This window comes from Pseudomonas fluorescens (assembly GCF_001708445.1).
Classification (GTDB): domain Bacteria; phylum Pseudomonadota; class Gammaproteobacteria; order Pseudomonadales; family Pseudomonadaceae; genus Aquipseudomonas; species Aquipseudomonas gorinensis.
This window is the reverse complement of sequence record NZ_CP015637.1, coordinates 5,192,758-5,209,441: the sequence shown is the minus strand read 5'-3', so window position 1 is coordinate 5,209,441 and position 16,684 is coordinate 5,192,758. Positions and strand designations below refer to the sequence as shown.

The 16,684-nt window shown below is 60.8% G+C and carries 13 protein-coding genes and 2 tRNA genes; 11 read left to right on the top strand and 4 right to left on the bottom strand.

Features of this window, described 5'->3' with window-relative positions; translation table 11 throughout:
* The first annotated feature begins 57 nt into the window (after nucleotides 1–57).
* The 4 genes from A7317_RS23155 to A7317_RS23140 all read left to right on the top strand — a co-directional run bounded on the left by A7317_RS23155 (nucleotide 58) and on the right by A7317_RS23140 (nucleotide 4,843).
* The gene (locus A7317_RS23155; RefSeq protein WP_237141797.1) at nucleotides 58–372 is read left to right on the top strand and encodes an MGMT family protein; all 315 of its coding nucleotides are present in this window, start codon (nucleotides 58–60) and stop codon (nucleotides 370–372) included.
* Between the two features lie 43 nt (nucleotides 373–415).
* Nucleotides 416–1,948: an AmpG family muropeptide MFS transporter gene (locus tag A7317_RS23150; RefSeq protein ID WP_024077219.1), complete on the top strand. Its 1,533-nt coding sequence runs from the start codon at nucleotides 416–418 to the stop codon at nucleotides 1,946–1,948.
* 205 nt (nucleotides 1,949–2,153) lie between these two features.
* A complete protein-coding gene (locus tag A7317_RS23145) occupies nucleotides 2,154–3,869 on the top strand; it encodes a proline--tRNA ligase (protein ID WP_024077220.1) in 1,716 nt (571 codons plus the stop codon).
* 20 nt (nucleotides 3,870–3,889) lie between these two features.
* On the top strand, nucleotides 3,890–4,843 hold the full coding sequence (locus A7317_RS23140) for a hypothetical protein (RefSeq protein WP_024077221.1): 954 nt from the start codon (nucleotides 3,890–3,892) through the stop codon (nucleotides 4,841–4,843).
* A gap of 161 nt (nucleotides 4,844–5,004) precedes the next feature.
* Here A7317_RS23140 and dinB read toward each other — a convergent pair whose 3' ends face one another.
* Nucleotides 5,005–6,063 carry a DNA polymerase IV gene (dinB, locus tag A7317_RS23135; RefSeq protein WP_069076905.1) on the bottom strand — a complete coding sequence of 353 codons (1,059 nt, stop codon included), beginning with the start codon at nucleotides 6,061–6,063 and terminating at the stop codon, nucleotides 5,005–5,007.
* A gap of 276 nt (nucleotides 6,064–6,339) precedes the next feature.
* Here dinB and A7317_RS23130 point away from each other — a divergent pair.
* The 4 genes from A7317_RS23130 (at nucleotide 6,340) to A7317_RS23115 (ending at nucleotide 10,888) form a co-directional block, all read left to right on the top strand.
* Nucleotides 6,340–6,416 (top strand) — tRNA-Met (locus A7317_RS23130).
* Nucleotides 6,417–6,622: 206 nt separating this feature from the next.
* A tRNA-Met gene (locus tag A7317_RS23125) sits at nucleotides 6,623–6,699 on the top strand.
* A 266-nt stretch (nucleotides 6,700–6,965) separates the two neighbouring features.
* Entirely contained in the window at nucleotides 6,966–9,608 is a 2,643-nt protein-coding gene (gene mprF / locus A7317_RS23120) for a bifunctional lysylphosphatidylglycerol flippase/synthetase MprF (RefSeq protein ID WP_024077224.1), read from the top strand.
* Entirely contained in the window at nucleotides 9,608–10,888 is a 1,281-nt protein-coding gene (locus A7317_RS23115) for a virulence factor family protein (RefSeq protein WP_024077225.1), read from the top strand. Before mprF ends, A7317_RS23115 begins: the two co-directional genes overlap by 1 nt.
* 137 nt (nucleotides 10,889–11,025) lie before the next feature.
* Here the strand turns inward: A7317_RS23115 and recJ are convergent, their stop codons facing one another.
* Both recJ and A7317_RS23105 read right to left on the bottom strand, forming a co-directional pair.
* Nucleotides 11,026–12,735 (bottom strand): single-stranded-DNA-specific exonuclease RecJ, encoded by a 1,710-nt coding sequence (gene recJ, locus A7317_RS23110; protein WP_069076904.1) that lies wholly within the window; start codon nucleotides 12,733–12,735, stop codon nucleotides 11,026–11,028.
* Nucleotides 12,736–12,910: 175 nt separating this feature from the next.
* Nucleotides 12,911–13,453, bottom strand: a complete 543-nt coding sequence (locus tag A7317_RS23105; protein WP_024077227.1) for a YaeQ family protein — start codon at nucleotides 13,451–13,453, stop codon at nucleotides 12,911–12,913.
* A gap of 148 nt (nucleotides 13,454–13,601) precedes the next feature.
* On the opposite strand from A7317_RS23105, the gene A7317_RS23100 reads away from it, so the two are divergent.
* The gene (locus A7317_RS23100) at nucleotides 13,602–14,801 is read left to right on the top strand and encodes a CaiB/BaiF CoA transferase family protein (protein WP_024077228.1); all 1,200 of its coding nucleotides are present in this window, start codon (nucleotides 13,602–13,604) and stop codon (nucleotides 14,799–14,801) included.
* A complete protein-coding gene (locus tag A7317_RS23095; RefSeq protein WP_024077229.1) occupies nucleotides 14,801–15,685 on the top strand; it encodes a TIGR02285 family protein in 885 nt (294 codons plus the stop codon). The genes A7317_RS23100 and A7317_RS23095 overlap by 1 nt, the downstream gene beginning before the upstream one ends.
* Nucleotides 15,686–15,857: 172 nt before the next feature.
* On the opposite strand, the gene A7317_RS23090 is transcribed toward A7317_RS23095, so the two are convergent.
* Entirely contained in the window at nucleotides 15,858–16,142 is a 285-nt protein-coding gene (locus A7317_RS23090; protein WP_041161012.1) for a DUF3509 domain-containing protein, read from the bottom strand.
* Nucleotides 16,143–16,452: 310 nt separating this feature from the next.
* Here A7317_RS23090 and A7317_RS23085 point away from each other — a divergent pair, with 310 nt between their 5' ends.
* Nucleotides 16,453–16,674 carry a hypothetical protein gene (locus A7317_RS23085; RefSeq protein ID WP_024077231.1) on the top strand — a complete coding sequence of 74 codons (222 nt, stop codon included), beginning with the start codon at nucleotides 16,453–16,455 and terminating at the stop codon, nucleotides 16,672–16,674.
* Nucleotides 16,675–16,684: the final 10 nt, after the last annotated feature.

Genomic DNA, 16,684 nt, shown 5'->3' with positions numbered 1-16,684 from the left:
CGAACGGATATCCCCCCAGTGAACCCACCCAATGAAACCCCGCAAAGCCCCGCCGAGATGCGCCGCACCGCGCTTTACCTGACACTGGCGCAAGTACCCGAAGGTTATGTGGTGAGCTACGGTGAACTGGCCCACCTCGCCGGGTTGGGGCGTGCGGCACGCTGGGTCGGACGCACGCTCAGCCAGTTGCCGCAGGACACTCGCCTGCCCTGGCACCGGGTGCTGGGTGCCGGCGGTCGGATAAGCCTGCCAGTGGGCAGTGCCTCAGGCGACGAGCAACGTGCGCGTTTGCGCAGCGAAGGTGTCACTATCCTGAACAATCGCGTGGATATTCAGCGTCATGGCTGGCGCCCGGTAGAGCACAGCGGTTAGAGTGCGCGCTTTGTTTCCGTGAATCTGAGGCAGACTCCAGCCCATGCCCCGTAAAACCTGGCGCGCCGCGCTCGCCGCCTATGCCAGCCCCTCGACGTTAGTGCTGTTGTTGCTCGGCTTTGCCGCCGGCTTGCCTTACATGTTGGTGTTCTCGACGCTTTCAGTATGGTTGCGCGAGGCCGGTGTGGCCCGCGAGACCATCGGCTATGCGAGCCTGATCGGTTTGGCGTATGCCTTCAAATGGGTGTGGTCGCCGCTGCTCGACCAATGGCGCCTGCCGCTGCTCGGCAAACTCGGACGTCGTCGTTCCTGGCTGGTACTGGCCCAGTCGCTGGTGATCCTCGGATTGATCGGCATGGGGTTCTGCGACCCGCAGAAACACCTGTCCTGGCTGATTGCCATTGCGGTCGTGGTCGCCTTTGCATCGGCCACCCAGGATATCGCGGTCGACGCCTATCGCCTGGAAATCGCCGATGACAGCCGCCAGGCAGCCCTGGCGGCCAGCTATATGTCCGGTTATCGCATTGCCGCCCTGCTGGCCACGGCGGGTGCGCTGTTCTTCGCCGAAGGCTTCGGCTCCACCGGTTTCAACTATAAGCACTCGGCGTGGACCGGCACCTATGTCCTGTTCGGCGTGCTGATGATCCCGGCGCTGCTGACCACCCTGTTCATGCGCGAACCCAATGTGCCATTGCGCACCCAGTTGCAGGCGGGGCGCTACAGTTTCGTGCATCAATTGGTGTCGGTGTTCGTGCTGATCGTGCTGCTGGTGTCGGTACCGGCCATGTTCACCCAGCTGTACAACACCGATTTCGCCAGCGTGCTGTTTCACGGCGTGAGCCTGTGGGAATTGCTGATGGAAGACCGCGCCTTCCTGCGCGCCATCCTGTACATCACCCTCACCGCGTTGTGCCTGTCGGCCATGGGCCGTCGCGGCCTGGCGCCGGTGCTGACGCCGGTCAACGACTTTATCCTGCGCTACCGCTGGCAAGCATTGCTGCTGCTCGGGCTGATCGCCACCTACCGCATGTCCGACACGGTGATGGGCGTAATGGCCAACGTGTTCTACATCGACCAAGGCTTTACCAAGGACCAGATCGCCGGGGTCAGCAAGATCTTCGGCCTGATCATGACCCTGCTCGGCGCCGGCATGGGCGGCCTGCTGATCGTGCGCTTCGGTATCCTGCCGATCCTGTTTATCGGCGGCGTCGCCTCGGCCGGTACCAACCTGCTGTTCGTGATGCTCGCCGACATGGGCCCGGACCTGCAGATGCTGATCTTCACCATCTCGCTGGATAACTTCAGCTCGGGCCTGGCCACCTCGGCGTTTGTCGCCTACCTGTCGAGCCTGACCAACCTCAAGTTCTCCGCCACCCAATATGCGTTGCTCAGCTCGATCATGCTGTTGCTGCCACGCCTGATCGGCGGCTATTCGGGGGTGATGGTAGAGAAGTTCGGCTATCACAACTTCTTCCTGATCACCTGCGTGCTGGGTGTACCGACGCTGCTGCTGATTGCGCTGCACTGGTACCAGGAGAATCGGCGCATTCGGTTGAGTCCGCCCGCAGAAGACTGACAGAGCCACCCCCTGTAGGAGCGAGCTGGCTCGCGAAGAAGTCACAGACACCGCGTTTATCCCGGTTTCCCGCGTCATCGTTGACGATCTTCGCGAGCCAGCTCGCTCCTACAGGCAGCCCAACATTCTGATGCCTGTACGGCGGCAGTTTGCGCCCGTACAATCCCAAGTCATTTCAAGTTCAAGCAACCGACAACGGCCTACCATGCGTACCAGTCAATATTTGCTCGCCACACAGAAAGAAACGCCTTCCGATGCGGTCGTGATCAGCCATCAGCTGATGCTGCGCGCCGGTATGATCCGCAAGCTGGCCTCCGGCCTGTACACCTGGCTGCCCATGGGCTTGAAGGTGATGCGCAAGGTCGAAGCGATCGTTCGCGAAGAAATGAACGCCGCCGGCTCTCTGGAAGTGTTGATGCCGAGCACCCAACCGGCCGAGTTGTGGCAGGAATCCGGGCGCTGGGAAGAGTACGGCCCTGAGTTGCTGCGCTTCAAGGATCGGCATGGCCGCGACTTTTGTGCGGGCCCGACCCACGAAGAAGTGATCACCGACCTGATGCGCAACGAGTTGAGCAGCTACAAGCAGCTGCCCCTCAACCTGTACCAGATCCAGACTAAATTCCGTGATGAAATCCGCCCACGCTTCGGCTTGATGCGCGGCCGCGAGTTCATCATGAAGGACGCGTATTCGTTCCACGCCGACCAGGCTTCGTTGCAGGTCACCTACGACCGCATGCATACCGCCTACTGCAACGTGTTTACGCGCCTGGGCCTGAAATTCCGCCCGGTTGAAGCGGACAACGGCTCCATCGGCGGCGCCGGCTCCCACGAGTTCCACGTACTGGCCGAGTCCGGCGAAGACGATATCGTGTTCAGCAACGGTTCCGACTACGCGGCGAACATCGAGAAAGCCGAAGCCGTGCCACGGGAAACGTCCCGTCCAGCCCCGGCAGAAGAGCTGCGCCTGGTCGACACCCCGGAGACCAAGACCATTGCGGCCCTGGTGGAAAAGTTCAATCTGCCGATTGAAAAGACCATCAAGACCCTGATCGTGCATGCCGAAGAAAAAGGCAAGCTGATCGCCCTGGTCATCCGCGGCGACCACGAACTCAACGAAATCAAAGCCGCCCAGCAACCTGGCGTGGCCAGCCCGCTGGTCATGGCCTCCGATGCCGAACTGCGTGACGCCATTGGCGCCGGCGCCGGCTCCCTGGGCCCGCTGAACCTGCCACTGCCGATCATCATCGACCGTTCGGTCGAGCTGATGAGCGACTTCGGTATCGGCGCGAACATCGACGACAAGCACTACTTCGGCGTGAATTGGGAGCGCGACCTGCCAGTACCGACCGTGGCCGACCTGCGTAACGTGGTGGCCGGCGACCCAAGCCCGGATGGCAAGGGCACCCTGGAAATCAAACGCGGCATCGAAGTCGGGCATATCTTCCAGCTGGGTAACAAGTACAGCAAGGCGATGAAGTGCGAAGTGCTGGGCGAGAACGGCAAGCCGATCACCCTGGAGATGGGTTGCTACGGCATTGGCGTTTCGCGCGTGGTTGCCGCTGCGATCGAGCAGAACAACGACGAGAAAGGCATTATCTGGAGTGACGCCCTGGCGCCGTTCCAGGTGGCCCTGGTGCCGCTGCGCTATGAAACCGAGCAAGTCCGCGAAGCCACCGACAAACTGTATGCCGAACTGACGGCAGCCGGTTTTGAAGTGCTGCTGGACGACCGCGACAAGAAAACCAGCCCGGGCATCAAGTTCGCCGATATGGAACTGATTGGCATCCCGCACCGGATCGTGGTCAGTGACCGCGGCCTGGCCGATGGCAATCTCGAATACAAGAGCCGGACCGAAGCCGAAGCCCAACCGTTGCCGGTGGCTGACGTGCTGTCTTTCCTCCAGGCGCGTATTCGTCGCTGAAAACCAGATCAAGAGAAGTCATGTTCAAGCGAAACACCAGAGCCCTGGGGGGCGCCGCCTTGTGCGGTGCCCTGCTTGTCAGCGGCTGCGCCAACCAGATGTCGCAACGCAGTGAGCACGAGGAGCGGGTCGAGCGGAAATTGCTCGACCACAGCCTGCAGATCGATGTCGGCGAACCCAAAGTGCTGGAGCTGCCGCAACGCCGGGTTCGCATTCATGAGCAGAAGACCTTCGAGGTCACCGAGTTCGAAGTCACCCGTCGTTACGACCGCTACACCCCTTACCAACCCTGGCGCAAACTCTATGAGATGCCCTTGGGAGCAGTTGCCCTTGTGGCGGGCGCGGGCGCGAACGTGGCGAATATCTTTGCCCTGGGGCACTTGCCCACCAGCATGACCCATGACTGGCTGACCTACGGCGTGGACGGGCTCAACCCGTTCATGAACGTGCAATCCCATGGCCGTGCGCAACAGAACCTGGCGGGTATTGATGAAGTCCAGCGCGACAAGCGTGTGGAATATTCGAGCCTGCCCTGGAGCGAGCGTCCGGTACAGGTCACCGCCGGCCGGCAAGTGCATGAGCTGACCACCGACCGTAATGGCGTGCTGCGCCTGAACCTGTTGGACAGCCCGTTCGCCGAGCAGGACTTGAACCGCATCACGACCTTGAAGATCAGCGTGGAAGATGGCCAGGACGACGTGCATTCGGACTCGACCCTGGCGATCAGCAACACCCTGCGCGGCAAGCTGCTGGAAGCGCATGCCCTGATCTACGACGACCTGGAAGATGACGAAGTCAGCCAATGGGTGCATCGGGTCAAGCGCCTGTCGGAACTGGGCCTGGAAGAAGAAGCCAGCGAGCTGGAACAAAGCCTGATTGAACTGACCCGCAATGATCCGGAGTTGCAGCAGGAATTCCTGCAAGCGCTGACCAAGGATGCGGGGCGCTTGGTGGCGGATCCCGGCGCACGCTGATACTTCGGAAACGCTTAGATCTAAATGGGTGAGGGCAAGCCCGAATGCCATTCAGTTAAGGCTTTTTTGTAGGAGCGAGCTTGCTCGCTCCTACAGAAGGCGATGTACGCTTGACTGAACAGCATTAGGGCTTGCCCCCTCCCACATTTTGTTCCCGGTTTCTACCAAGAGAACTCTAACTGTTCGTTGCCACCACTCAGGTCGAGCAACCGCACCCCAACCCCCAGCAACCGCACCGGTTTGCCACCGCGATTGAATGCCTGGGTCATCAGCTGTTGATAACTCTCCAGGTCCCGCCCTGCCCCGGCCTGCTCCAGCGTGGTCTGGGTAAAGTCATGAAACTTCACCTTCACGAACGGCTTGCCCGCGCGGTAACTGCTGTCGATGCGCGCCATGCGCCCGGCCAGGGTTTCCATCAATTCGGGGAGTTTCGCCAGGCAACTTGAGAGATCTGGCAGGTCAACATCATAGGTATTTTCCACACTGATCGATTGCCGGCGGCTGTCATTCTGCACCGCCCGCTCATCAATCCCACGGGCCAGACTCCACAGCCGTTCACCAAAACTGCCAAATTCGCGCACCAGTGCCAGCTTGTTCCACTCGCGCAACTGCAAGCAGTCTTCAATGCCCAGGCGCGCAAGCTTGTCCGCCGTCACCTTGCCAACGCCATGCAGCTTGCTCACGCGCAACTGGGAGACAAAGTCTTCGACCTGGTCGGGGGTGATCACGAACAGGCCGTTGGGTTTCTTCCAGTCGCTGGCGATCTTGGCCAGGAATTTATTCGGCGCCACCCCGGCGGACACGGTGATGTGCAGTTGGTTGGAAACCCTGCGGCGAATGTCCTGGGCGATACGCGTGGCACTGCCGCCAAAGTGCGGGCTGTCAGAGACATCCAGGTAGGCTTCATCCAGCGACAGCGGTTCGATCAGGTCGGTGTAGTCGCGAAAGATCGTCTGGATTTCCTTCGACGCTTCTTTATAGGCATCCATGCGCGGCTTGACGATGGTCAGGTCCGGGCAGAGCTTCAGGGCATGGTGAGAGGACATCGCCGAGCGCACGCCATAGGCCCGCGCTTCGTAGTTGCAGGTGGCAATCACACCACGCCGATCGGCCGCGCCCCCTACCGCCAGCGGCTTTTGCGCCAGGCTCGGGTCATCGCGCATCTCGATGGCGGCGTAGAAGCAATCACAGTCGACGTGGATGATTTTGCGCTGCGTCATATAAAGGGTGTAGTTCAACGGGTGGCCAGTATCGCACTCACCCCTGTATATAGCACCAGTAGTTTGATTCTTCCGTCTGAGCGGTAGGAAAAATCCAAGGTGAATTTATTTTTTCAATCGAAATTGTCCACCCAATAGAGCTGAAACCCTCAGCCAGACTGGGCCCGAGCGTACCGAGCTACGCGCTTGGAGAGCTAAGCAATTGAACCACAAGCGCTTTTCTTCAATTCACAGGTTGACACACCCGCGTTCCTCTGTAGAATGCCGACACACAGACGCGGGATGGAGCAGTCTGGTAGCTCGTCGGGCTCATAACCCGAAGGTCGTCGGTTCAAATCCGGCTCCCGCAACCAAACATCAAAAAGGCTACTCGAAAGAGTGGCCTTTTTTGTGCGCGTCTGTTTTGTGCTTGTACGAAAATTGTAAGACAAAAAAATCTTTACCCATCGTGCACTTACCTTCCGCGGTCGACCTTTACCCCTCATTTCACACTTATTTGACCCATCGGCCCATTAACGGTTGACACCTCGCCGCTGGACTGTAGAATGCCGCCCACAGACGCGGGATGGAGCAGTCTGGTAGCTCGTCGGGCTCATAACCCGAAGGTCGTCGGTTCAAATCCGGCTCCCGCAACCAAACATCAAAGAAGGCTACTCGAAAGAGTGGCCTTTTTTGTATCCGGTGAAAAAGCTCTTCTGAAACAATGGCATGGCATCTTTCATGAAACCGTATAGGGTTTATAGAGTCCATTCCATTGCACACTATGCTTAATCCTCTACGACCAATGGCCGCAGTCGCCGCCCCCGGCGATACGCGTTAATATTTGTAATTATTTTGTCCATAGGGATTGGTAACTTGGCTGGATACCTCCATCCTGTCGCGCACAATCCACGAGGTGATTGATGCGCGCCAACTCGTCTGAACCACAAGACTCCGTCACAGCAGAACAACCGATCACTCCCACCCGTTTGCGCTGGCTGGATCTGTTGAGCAAATATCGCCAACCCATCGGGCTGGCAGTAACCTTGTTGCTGTTTGCAATCGCCCTCGTCGCCTGCCGCCACCTGCTGCTGGAGCTGGACCTCTACGCCCTCCACGACTCGATCCTGGAAGTGCCCAAGCCTTCACTGCTCGGCGCATTCGCCGCCGCCGTCGCCGGTTTCATCATTCTGTTGGGCTATGAGTTTTCCGGCGCGCGCTATGCCGGCGTAAAACTACCTGCCAAGACCCTGGCCCTCGGCGGCTTCACTGCCTTTGCGATCGGTAATGCCATTGGCCTGTCGATGCTCTCGGGCGGTTCGGTACGCTACCGTTTATATGCACGCCACGGTATCGGCGCTTCAGAAGTCGCTCATATGACCGTGTTCGCCAGCCTGGCCCTGGGCTGCGCCCTGCCGCCGCTGGCTGCATTGGCCACTTTGAGCAACTTGCCTGCTGCGTCCACCGCCCTGCATGTTTCGCAAGGTTTGCTCGGCGCTATTGCCGGTGCCGTGCTGCTGTTGTCGGCCGCACTGTGCATCGGCATTTATCGCCGTCGCCTGCCGGAGCAACCCTACCCGGACAACCTGCTGGTCAAAGTGGGCCGCCGCACGCTGCGCCTGCCCGGCCGACGCCTGACGTTCCTGCAACTGATCATCACCGCGCTGGACGTCGCCGCCGCCGCCACCGTCCTTTATATGCTGCTGCCGGAAGCGCCGCCCTTCGGCCCGTTCCTGCTGGTGTACCTGCTGGCCCTGGCCGCTGGCGTGCTCAGCCATGTGCCGGGTGGCGTGGGGGTATTCGAGGCCATCCTGCTGGCCGCCTTCGCCGACAAACTGGGGGCCGCCCCCTTGGCCGCCGCCCTGCTGCTGTACCGCATGATCTACGTGGTGCTGCCGCTGCTGATCGCCTGTGTGTTCCTGCTGGTCAACGAGGCACAGCGCCTGTTCCAGACCCAACAGAGCCTGCGAGTGGCCTCGGGCCTGGCTGCGCCGGTGTTGGCCGTACTGGTTTTTTTGTCCGGCGTGGTCCTGCTGTTTTCCGGCGCCACGCCCGAAATCGACTCGCGCCTGGAAAACATCGGCTTCCTGATTCCCCACCGCCTGATTGACGCTTCGCACTTCGGTGCCAGCCTGATCGGCGTGCTGTGCCTGTTGCTGGCCCAAGGCCTGCGCCGCCGTTTGTCCGCAGCCTGGATGCTGACCATGGTGCTGTTGCTGACCGGCGCCCTGCTTTCACTGCTCAAGGGGTTCGACTGGGAAGAAGCCAGCCTGATGACCATGACCGCCGTGTTGCTGGCCATTTTCCGGCGCTCATTCTACCGGGCCAGCCGCCTGACCGAGCTACCGTTCTCGCCGCTCTACCTGGTGGCCAGCGTGTGCGTGCTGGGTGCGTCGATCTGGCTGCTGCTGTTCGCTTATCAAGACGTGCCTTACAGCCACCAACTGTGGTGGCAGTTCACCCTGGATGCCAACGCCCCACGCGGCCTGCGCTCGCTTCTGGGTGCCGCCGTGCTGCTGGTGATCGTGTCGCTGACCTGGCTGCTGCGCACGGCGCGCCCGGTGATCCACCTGCCGACCGCGGAGGAGTTGGAGCGTGCCACCAAAATCCTGATGGCCTCGTCGCAGCCCGACGGTGGCCTGGCACTGACCGGTGACAAGGCGCTACTGTTCCACCCCAACGACGAGGCCTTCCTGATGTATGCCCGTCGCGGACGCAGCCTGGTGGCCCTGTACGACCCGATCGGCCCGACCCAACCCCGCGCCGAGATGATCTGGCAGTTCCGTGACCTGTGCGACATCCACCATGCGCGCCCGGTGTTCTATCAGGTGCGGGCGGAGAACCTGCCGTACTACATGGACATCGGCCTGACCGCGATCAAGCTGGGCGAAGAAGCCCGGGTCGACCTGAAACGCTTTGACCTGGAAGCCAAGGGCAAAGAGATGAAGGATTTGCGCTACACCTGGAACCGTGGCACCCGGGACGGCCTGTCCCTGGAAATCCATGAACCCGGTACCGCACCGATGGACGAACTCAAGGTCATTTCCGACGCCTGGCTGACCGGCAAAAACGTGCGGGAAAAAGGCTTTTCCCTGGGCCGCTTCAGCGACGACTACCTCAAGCACTTCCGTATCGCGATCATTCGCTTCGAAGGGCACCCGGTAGCCTTTGCCAACCTGCTCGAGACCTACAACCACGACCTGGCCAGTCTCGACCTGATGCGCGCCCACCCGGACGCGCCAAAGCTGACCATGGAGTTCATGATGGTCGGCCTGATTCAACACTATAAGAGCCACGGCTATGCCCGCTTCAGCCTCGGCATGGTGCCGTTGTCGGGCCTGCAACCGCGACGCGGTGCGCCGCTGACCCAACGCTTGGGCTCAATGGTGTTCCGTCGTGGCGAGCAACTGTATAACTTCCAAGGGTTACGCCGCTTCAAAGACAAGTTCCAGCCTGACTGGGAACCCCGTTACATGGCCGTGCCCGCGGGACTTGATCCGCTGGTTGCACTGGCCGATACCGCCGCCCTGATCGCGGGCGGCTTGACTGGATTGGTGAAACGCTGATGATTCGACGCTCCTGGCGGTATGTATTGGCCTTTGTAGTGCTGCTCGCCCTGGTCCTGGGTGGCGGCTATTGGTACTGGAACCGCCCTGCCCCGCAGCCAACCCTGGAACAACTGCCCCAGGCCGACGGCTCGGTGATGACCCGCGTGACCCCGGCCGGTACGGCGAAAGCCCGGGTCGCCGTGGCCGTGATGGCCGACGAAACCCTGACCGACAGCCAACTGATAGCCCTGAGCCAGGGCGGCAAGGCACAGATTGTCCAGGTGATCCTGCCCAAGGACGACTGCAAGCTGCAGGAACAAGCACTGCAAGGCGCCCTGGGCCAGCTCAATGGCCCGGCGACGCTGGTCAGCGGCATTGGCCCTGGCGCCGCCCTCGCCTGGCGCTGGCTGGCCACACAGAACGACGACAAGGCCAATGCCATTTCCGTCGGCTTCGCCCTGGTGCAGGAAGGCTGCAAGGACCCGCTGCCGAAAACATCCGCCCATGGCAACTGGCTGGTCGCATGGAATGACAACCCCGACGATGAAAGCGCCAGTTTCGTCCGCGACACACCGCGCGCCACCACCAGCATCAGCGACTACGACATTCACTACCCGCAAGTGCTGAACAACGAACTGCGCAAGCAACTGGTGGGCTCGGACAACGGCGGCCTGGCGATTCCCGTCGTGGAAGTGCCGGCAGGCCAGGCCAAGGACACCGTGACCCTGTTCCTGTCCGGCGATGGCGGCTGGCGTGACCTGGACCGCGACGTGGCCGGCGAGATGGCCAAGATCGGCTATCCGGTCGTAGGCATCGACACCCTGCGCTACTACTGGCAGCACAAGACCCCGGAACAAAGCGCCAAGGACCTCACCGAGCTGATGCAACACTACCGGCAGAAGTGGGGCACCAAGCGTTTCGTGCTTACCGGTTATTCGTTCGGTGCCGACGTCCTGCCAGCGATCTACAACCGCATGCCGGAAAACGAACAGCAGCGCGTCGACGCAATCATCCTGCTGGCGTTCGCCCGCACCGGCAGCTTTGAAATCGAAGTAGAAGGCTGGCTGGGCAATGCCGGCAAGGAAGCCGCGACCGGCCCGGAAATGGCCAAGCTGCCGGCTGATAAAGTGGTGTGCATCTACGGTGCCGAAGAGGTCGACGAGAGCGGCTGTACCGACAAGACCGCCGTGGGCGAGGCTGTGAAGCTGCCAGGCGGGCATCACTTCGACGAAAACTACCCGGCGCTGGCCAAGCGTTTGGTGGATATCATCGTCAAGCACCAGGCCAAGGCCGAATAAACCCGAGCCTTACACAAATCAAACTGTGGGAGGGGGCTTGCCCCCGATAGCTGAGTGTCAGTCAATAATGCTGTGACTGACCTACCGCTATCGGGGTGCAGCCCCCTCCCACAGTTGTTTTGCGGTGTTAGTAAAATCTAGCGCGGCTCGATGTGGGCAATCATCAGTTGCACGGTTTCATTCCCCCGAAACTCGTTCACGTCCAGCTTGTAGGCCAACTCCACCCAACGCACCGTCGGGTTCGGCCACACTTCGCGGTCCACTCCAAACGCAATGCCATCAAGCTTCACCGACCCGCATTCGGTCTTGAGCACCACTTTCAGGTGTCGCTCCCCCACCACTCGCTGCTCCACCAACTGGAACACGCCGTGAAACAACGGCTCGGGAAAGTGCTGCCCCCACGGCCCGGCATGCCGCAGCGCGCGGGCCAGTTCGAGGTGAAACTCCTCAACCGCCAGGGTGCCATCGGACAGCAACCGGCCGGTGAGGTCTTCCTCGCGCAATTGCCGACGTACTTCAGCGTCAAAGGCTTCGGCAAACAGGGGAAAATTCGCCTCGGGCAGCGTCAGCCCCGCCGCCATGGCATGGCCGCCGTACTTGGCGATCAGGTTCGGATGCTGGCTGGCGACTACCGCCAGGGCATCACGGATGTGGAAGCCCGGCACAGAGCGCCCCGAGCCCTTGAGCAGGCCATCACCGGCGTCGGCGAAGGCAATGGTCGGGCGGAAATAACGCTCTTTCATGCGCGACGCCAGAATGCCGATCACCCCTTGATGCCACTCCGGATCGAACAGGCACAAGCCATAGGGCATCGAGTCCACCGGCAAGTCCTTGAGCTGGGCCAGGGCCTCGCGCTGCATGCCTTGCTCGATGGATTTGCGGTCCTGGTTCATACCGTCCAATTGCGCAGCCATTTCCCGAGCCGCAGCAAAATCGCTGGTCAGCAGGCATTCGATACCCAGGCTCATATCATCCAGGCGCCCGGCAGCGTTCAACCGGGGGCCGAGGATAAAACCCAGGTCGGTGGACGTGATGCGCGCCGCATCGCGCTTGGCGACCTCGAGAATCGCCTTGATCCCTGGCCGCGCACGACCAGCGCGAATACGTTCCAGGCCCTGATGGACCAGGATGCGGTTGTTGGCGTCCAGCGGTACAACGTCAGCGACGCTGCCCAGGGCGACCAGGTCGAGCAACTCCCCAATGTTCGGCTGCGCTTTGTTCTCGTACCAGCCCAAACTGCGCAAGCGTGCACGCAGGGCCATCAGCACGTAGAAGATCACGCCTACGCCGGCCAATGCCTTGCTGGGGAACTCACAGCCTGGCTGGTTCGGGTTGACGATGGCGTCCGCCGCCGGCAATTCATCCCCCGGTAAGTGGTGGTCGGTGACCAGCACCTTGAGCCCCGCCGCTTTCGCCGCCGCCACGCCCTCGACACTGGAGATGCCGTTGTCCACCGTGATCAACAACTGCGGCTCGCGCTGCAGGGCGACGGCGACAATTTCCGGGGTCAGGCCATAGCCGTATTCGAAACGGTTGGGCACCAGGTAATCGACATGGGCCGCACCCAGCAGCCGCAGGCCCAAGGTGCCCACCGTGCTGGCGGTGGCGCCATCGGCGTCGAAGTCGCCGACGATCAGGATGCGCTGGCGTTGCTGCAATGCAGTCACCAACAGGTCTACCGCCGCGTCGATGCCCTTGAGCTGCTGGAAGGGAATCAACCGCGCCAGGCTTTTATCCAGCTCCGCCTCGGACTGCACCCCGCGTGCGGCATAGAGGCGGGTCAACAGCGGTGGCAGTTCACCCAGGAAGGGCATGACGGCGGGTAATGGGCGAGGATCGATACGCATGGGGTGACGGGAGCTTCTCTGCTGATACAACGATTAAACAACACGGCTTAAAGCGGCACGGGTCAGTTGTGGGAGGGGCGGTGCGACAATTCGAATGGCTCCCGGCAGCGGCGCAACAGTGACTGCAACTTGACCGGCTCCAGCGTCATCGGGAGCACGCCGCCTCCCACATTTTTCAACCGCGTTCGCCGACCAGCCATTGCAGTTGCACTTCGTGCTGGCCGCGGTCATCAGTCACGAAGATCGTGCCTTCACTGATCATCACGTCCCACTTGATCACGCGCGGCATGTCCTTGGCCAAGGTCTCGAGGACTTCCTGCGGCACGGCAGCGATGTGCACGTTCTTCATACTTTTCGCCGCCGGCACCACCTTGCCTTCCCACACGCGCAGGCTGCCATAGGCGAGCAAACTGGTACGTTCGGCGCGGCGCGAGCACCAGGTCAGGCGGTCGACATCGGGCTGGCCGACTTCGATCCAGTGTAAAACCCGATCATCCAGGCTTTTTTCCCACAGGGCCGGCTCGTCTACATCCGAGAGGCCACGGCCGAACGACACCTGTTCGCTGTACCACAGCGCGTAGGCCAGCAGGCGCACGGTCATACGCTCTTCGGTTTCCGACGGGTGGCGGGCGATGGTCTGTTTGACGCTCTCGTACACCGAGCGATCGAGGTCGGTGAGGTTGAGTTCGAATTTATAGGTCGTGGACGGCTGGGCCATGAACGGGCTTCTAGAGACAGGGAAAGGCGGCCAGTCTAACCGATGGCGAGGGCATTCAACGAATCCTGCGCTGCATCATCCTTATCCCTGGGCCACTCGCCTATGTTAAAAGGCATCACACCACTGCCCTGCGCTTGAAAGGATCATCATGTCGTTTAATGCCAAACCGCTTGCCGGCCTGAAAGTCATCGAACTCGGCACCCTGATCGCCGGCCCCTTCGCTTCACGCATCTGCGCCGAGTTCGGCGCCGAAGTGATCAAGGTCGAGTCGCCGGATGGCGGCGACCCGCTGCGCAAGTGGCGCAAGCTGTATGAAGGCACCTCGTTGTGGTGGTTTGTGCAGGCGCGCAACAAGAAGTCACTGACGCTGAACCTCAAGCATCCGGACGGGCTGGCGGTCCTCAAACAGTTGCTGGCAGACGCCGACATCCTGATCGAAAACTTCCGTCCCGGCGTCCTGGAAAAGCTCGGCCTGAGCTGGGAAACCCTGCACGCACTGAACCCGAAGCTGGTGATGGTGCGCCTCTCTGGCTTCGGCCAGACCGGGCCAATGAAAGACCAGCCAGGGTTTGGCGCGGTGGGCGAGTCCATGGGAGGGCTGCGCTATATCACCGGCTTCGAAGACCGCCCGCCGGTGCGTACCGGGATTTCCATCGGTGATTCGATTGCCGCCCTCTGGGCGGTGATCGGTGCGCTGATGGCACTGCGTCATCGCGAGGTCAATGGTGGGGTCGGCCAAGTGGTGGATGTGGCGCTGTACGAAGCGATTTTCGCCATGATGGAAAGCATGGTCCCCGAGTTCGACGTGTTCGGGTTTATCCGCGAGCGCACCGGCAACATCATGCCTGGCATCACGCCGTCTTCGATCCATACCAGTGCGGACGGCAAGCACGTGCAGATTGGCGCCAACGGCGATGCGATCTTCAAGCGCTTCATGTCGGCCATCGGCCGTGAGGACCTGGCCAACGACCCGGAACTGGCCAGCAATGATGGGCGTGATGGCCGCCGCGATGAGCTTTACGGGGTGATTGATCGTTGGGTCAACGCCTTGCCACTGGAGCAGGTGGTGGAGCAGTTGAACAAGGCCGAGGTCCCCGCCAGCCGCATCTACAGTGCTGAAGACATGCTCGCAGACCCGCAATTCCTGGCTCGGGAGATGTTCCTCAAGGCGCAACTGCCGGACGGCAAGGACTTCAAGATGCCCGGCATCGTGCCCAAGCTGTCGGACACGCCCGGCAGTTGTGAATGGGTCGGGCCGAAGCTGGGCGAACACAACAACGAGCTGCTCCAGGCGCTGGGCTACGATGCCCTGGCAATCACCCGTTTGCATGAGGATGGCGCGATCTGATGACACGTCGCGTCCAGCGCTGGTTCATTTGCCTGTGTCACGTCACCTTGATGGTCGGCGGCTGGCCGGTTTCGGCCAACGCCCAGGATACGCTGGTCTGGTTGTTGCGCGACCTGCCACCGGTGACCATCTTCGAAGGCCCGCGCAAGGGGCAGGGAGCACTGGACCAGTTGCTGCCCATGCTCGCCGAGCGCCTGCCGGAATATCGCCATCAGATCCTGCACGTCAACCGCGCCCGGGGCACGCAAATGCTGCGCGAGCCGTCGTTCACCTGTGACCCGTCACTGCTGTGGACACCGGAGCGCGCCAAGTACGTTGTTTTTTCGACCCAGGCCTTCGTGACGGTGAGCAATGGCGTGATGATCCGCCGGAGCCAGCAGGAGGCCATGGCGCCCTTTATCAACGACGGTCAGTTCGACCTGCAGGCTTTTCTCGACGCTCCCAACACCCGGCTTGGCGCCACCGCAGAACGCAGCTATGGCGCCGTCATCGACGAGCGCCTCAAGCACGCCACCGCGCACAAATTGGCGCTGCACTACGGCAACGATGCATTGGGCAGCCTGTTGCAGATGCAACGTCTCGGCCGCCTGGAAGCGGTCCTGGGCTATTGGACGGAGATCCGCTACCACGCCATGCAACAGGGGATTGACCCACAGGAGCTGATGTTTTTCCCGATCAAGGGCGCCGCGCCTTACCAACGCACGCACATCGGTTGCTCGAACACCGCCCTCGGCCGCGAGGCGATCGAACGCATCAACCAGGTACTGCGTGACATCCCTCTGGAACAGGTGCAGCAGTCCTATGCTTCATGGCTGGACCCGGTCACCCGGGAACACTACCTGCGCGACAACCCAAGCTTTTTCCAGGACTCGCCCATGCCCTGACAAATCGCGGGCAAAAAGAAACCCCGAGGAGTGGGGAGACAACTCGGGGTTAAACGTGGCCTACAAAAAGACCAGTACAACAAGACACAAACACCGGAGCACAATGTTTGCTCTTACTGTTACGAAATCTGACTCGTCATAGCGTAGGAAGGTTCCGAAGAAAAATAATTCTTCATGCCAACACCCCACTACGGGTCTGGGCGGCGTTACGCAGGGCCGCGATCACCGACGGTTCAAGACGCCCCTCTGCGATTTTGAGATCGCGCAGCAGGCAATCCACCACATCCACCAGAGCGCGCTTGTCAGTCAGTTGCGCACGGTCGACTTCACGTTCGACCACGATGGCGCCAGCAGGATTCTTCACGGTCACCAGGCACTCGCCCTGCGCACCAGAGGCGGTCAGCGTAACCTGATAAGGGCTCAGTGCTTCTTCGAGCAATAGGCTGATACTTTCCATCTCGATCACCACTCAATAGTTCGGGAACAATCGGTTCAACGGGAGCTGCATCTATCCTAAGTGACTGGATGTAACGTAGGAAAGTTCGCTTTTTCGTCGTTATGGGGGTTTCGGGGAGTGACTAGAACCAGCATGCGCTTGCAACATGACAACCAAAAAACGGCGCACATGACTGCTTACGCAATGGGCGGCTGTTTTGGGGTTTCCGACGGCTGTGACCGGAGGTGAATCCTATCTCGGTGAGCGCTGGTCACGCTGCCACGCAGGTAAAGCGCATGTCAAAAGGCCCATATTCCGAAGGATAAATACGATGGCAGAACAAAATGAACAACAGACAGCGACAGACAGGATGCACGCCGAGGTATCCCGTATTTTTGCTGAGATAGCACGCATGAATGCAGAGCAAAACAAACTCCACGCAGAATCCCTGAAGATAACCTGTGAGACGTTCTGGTACCCGGTGGCTATCGCGACCGGCTTCTATGCCGCTGTCGGCACAGTCATAGTCGTCGCCCAGAAACTATTCTCGTAACACTTGAGCG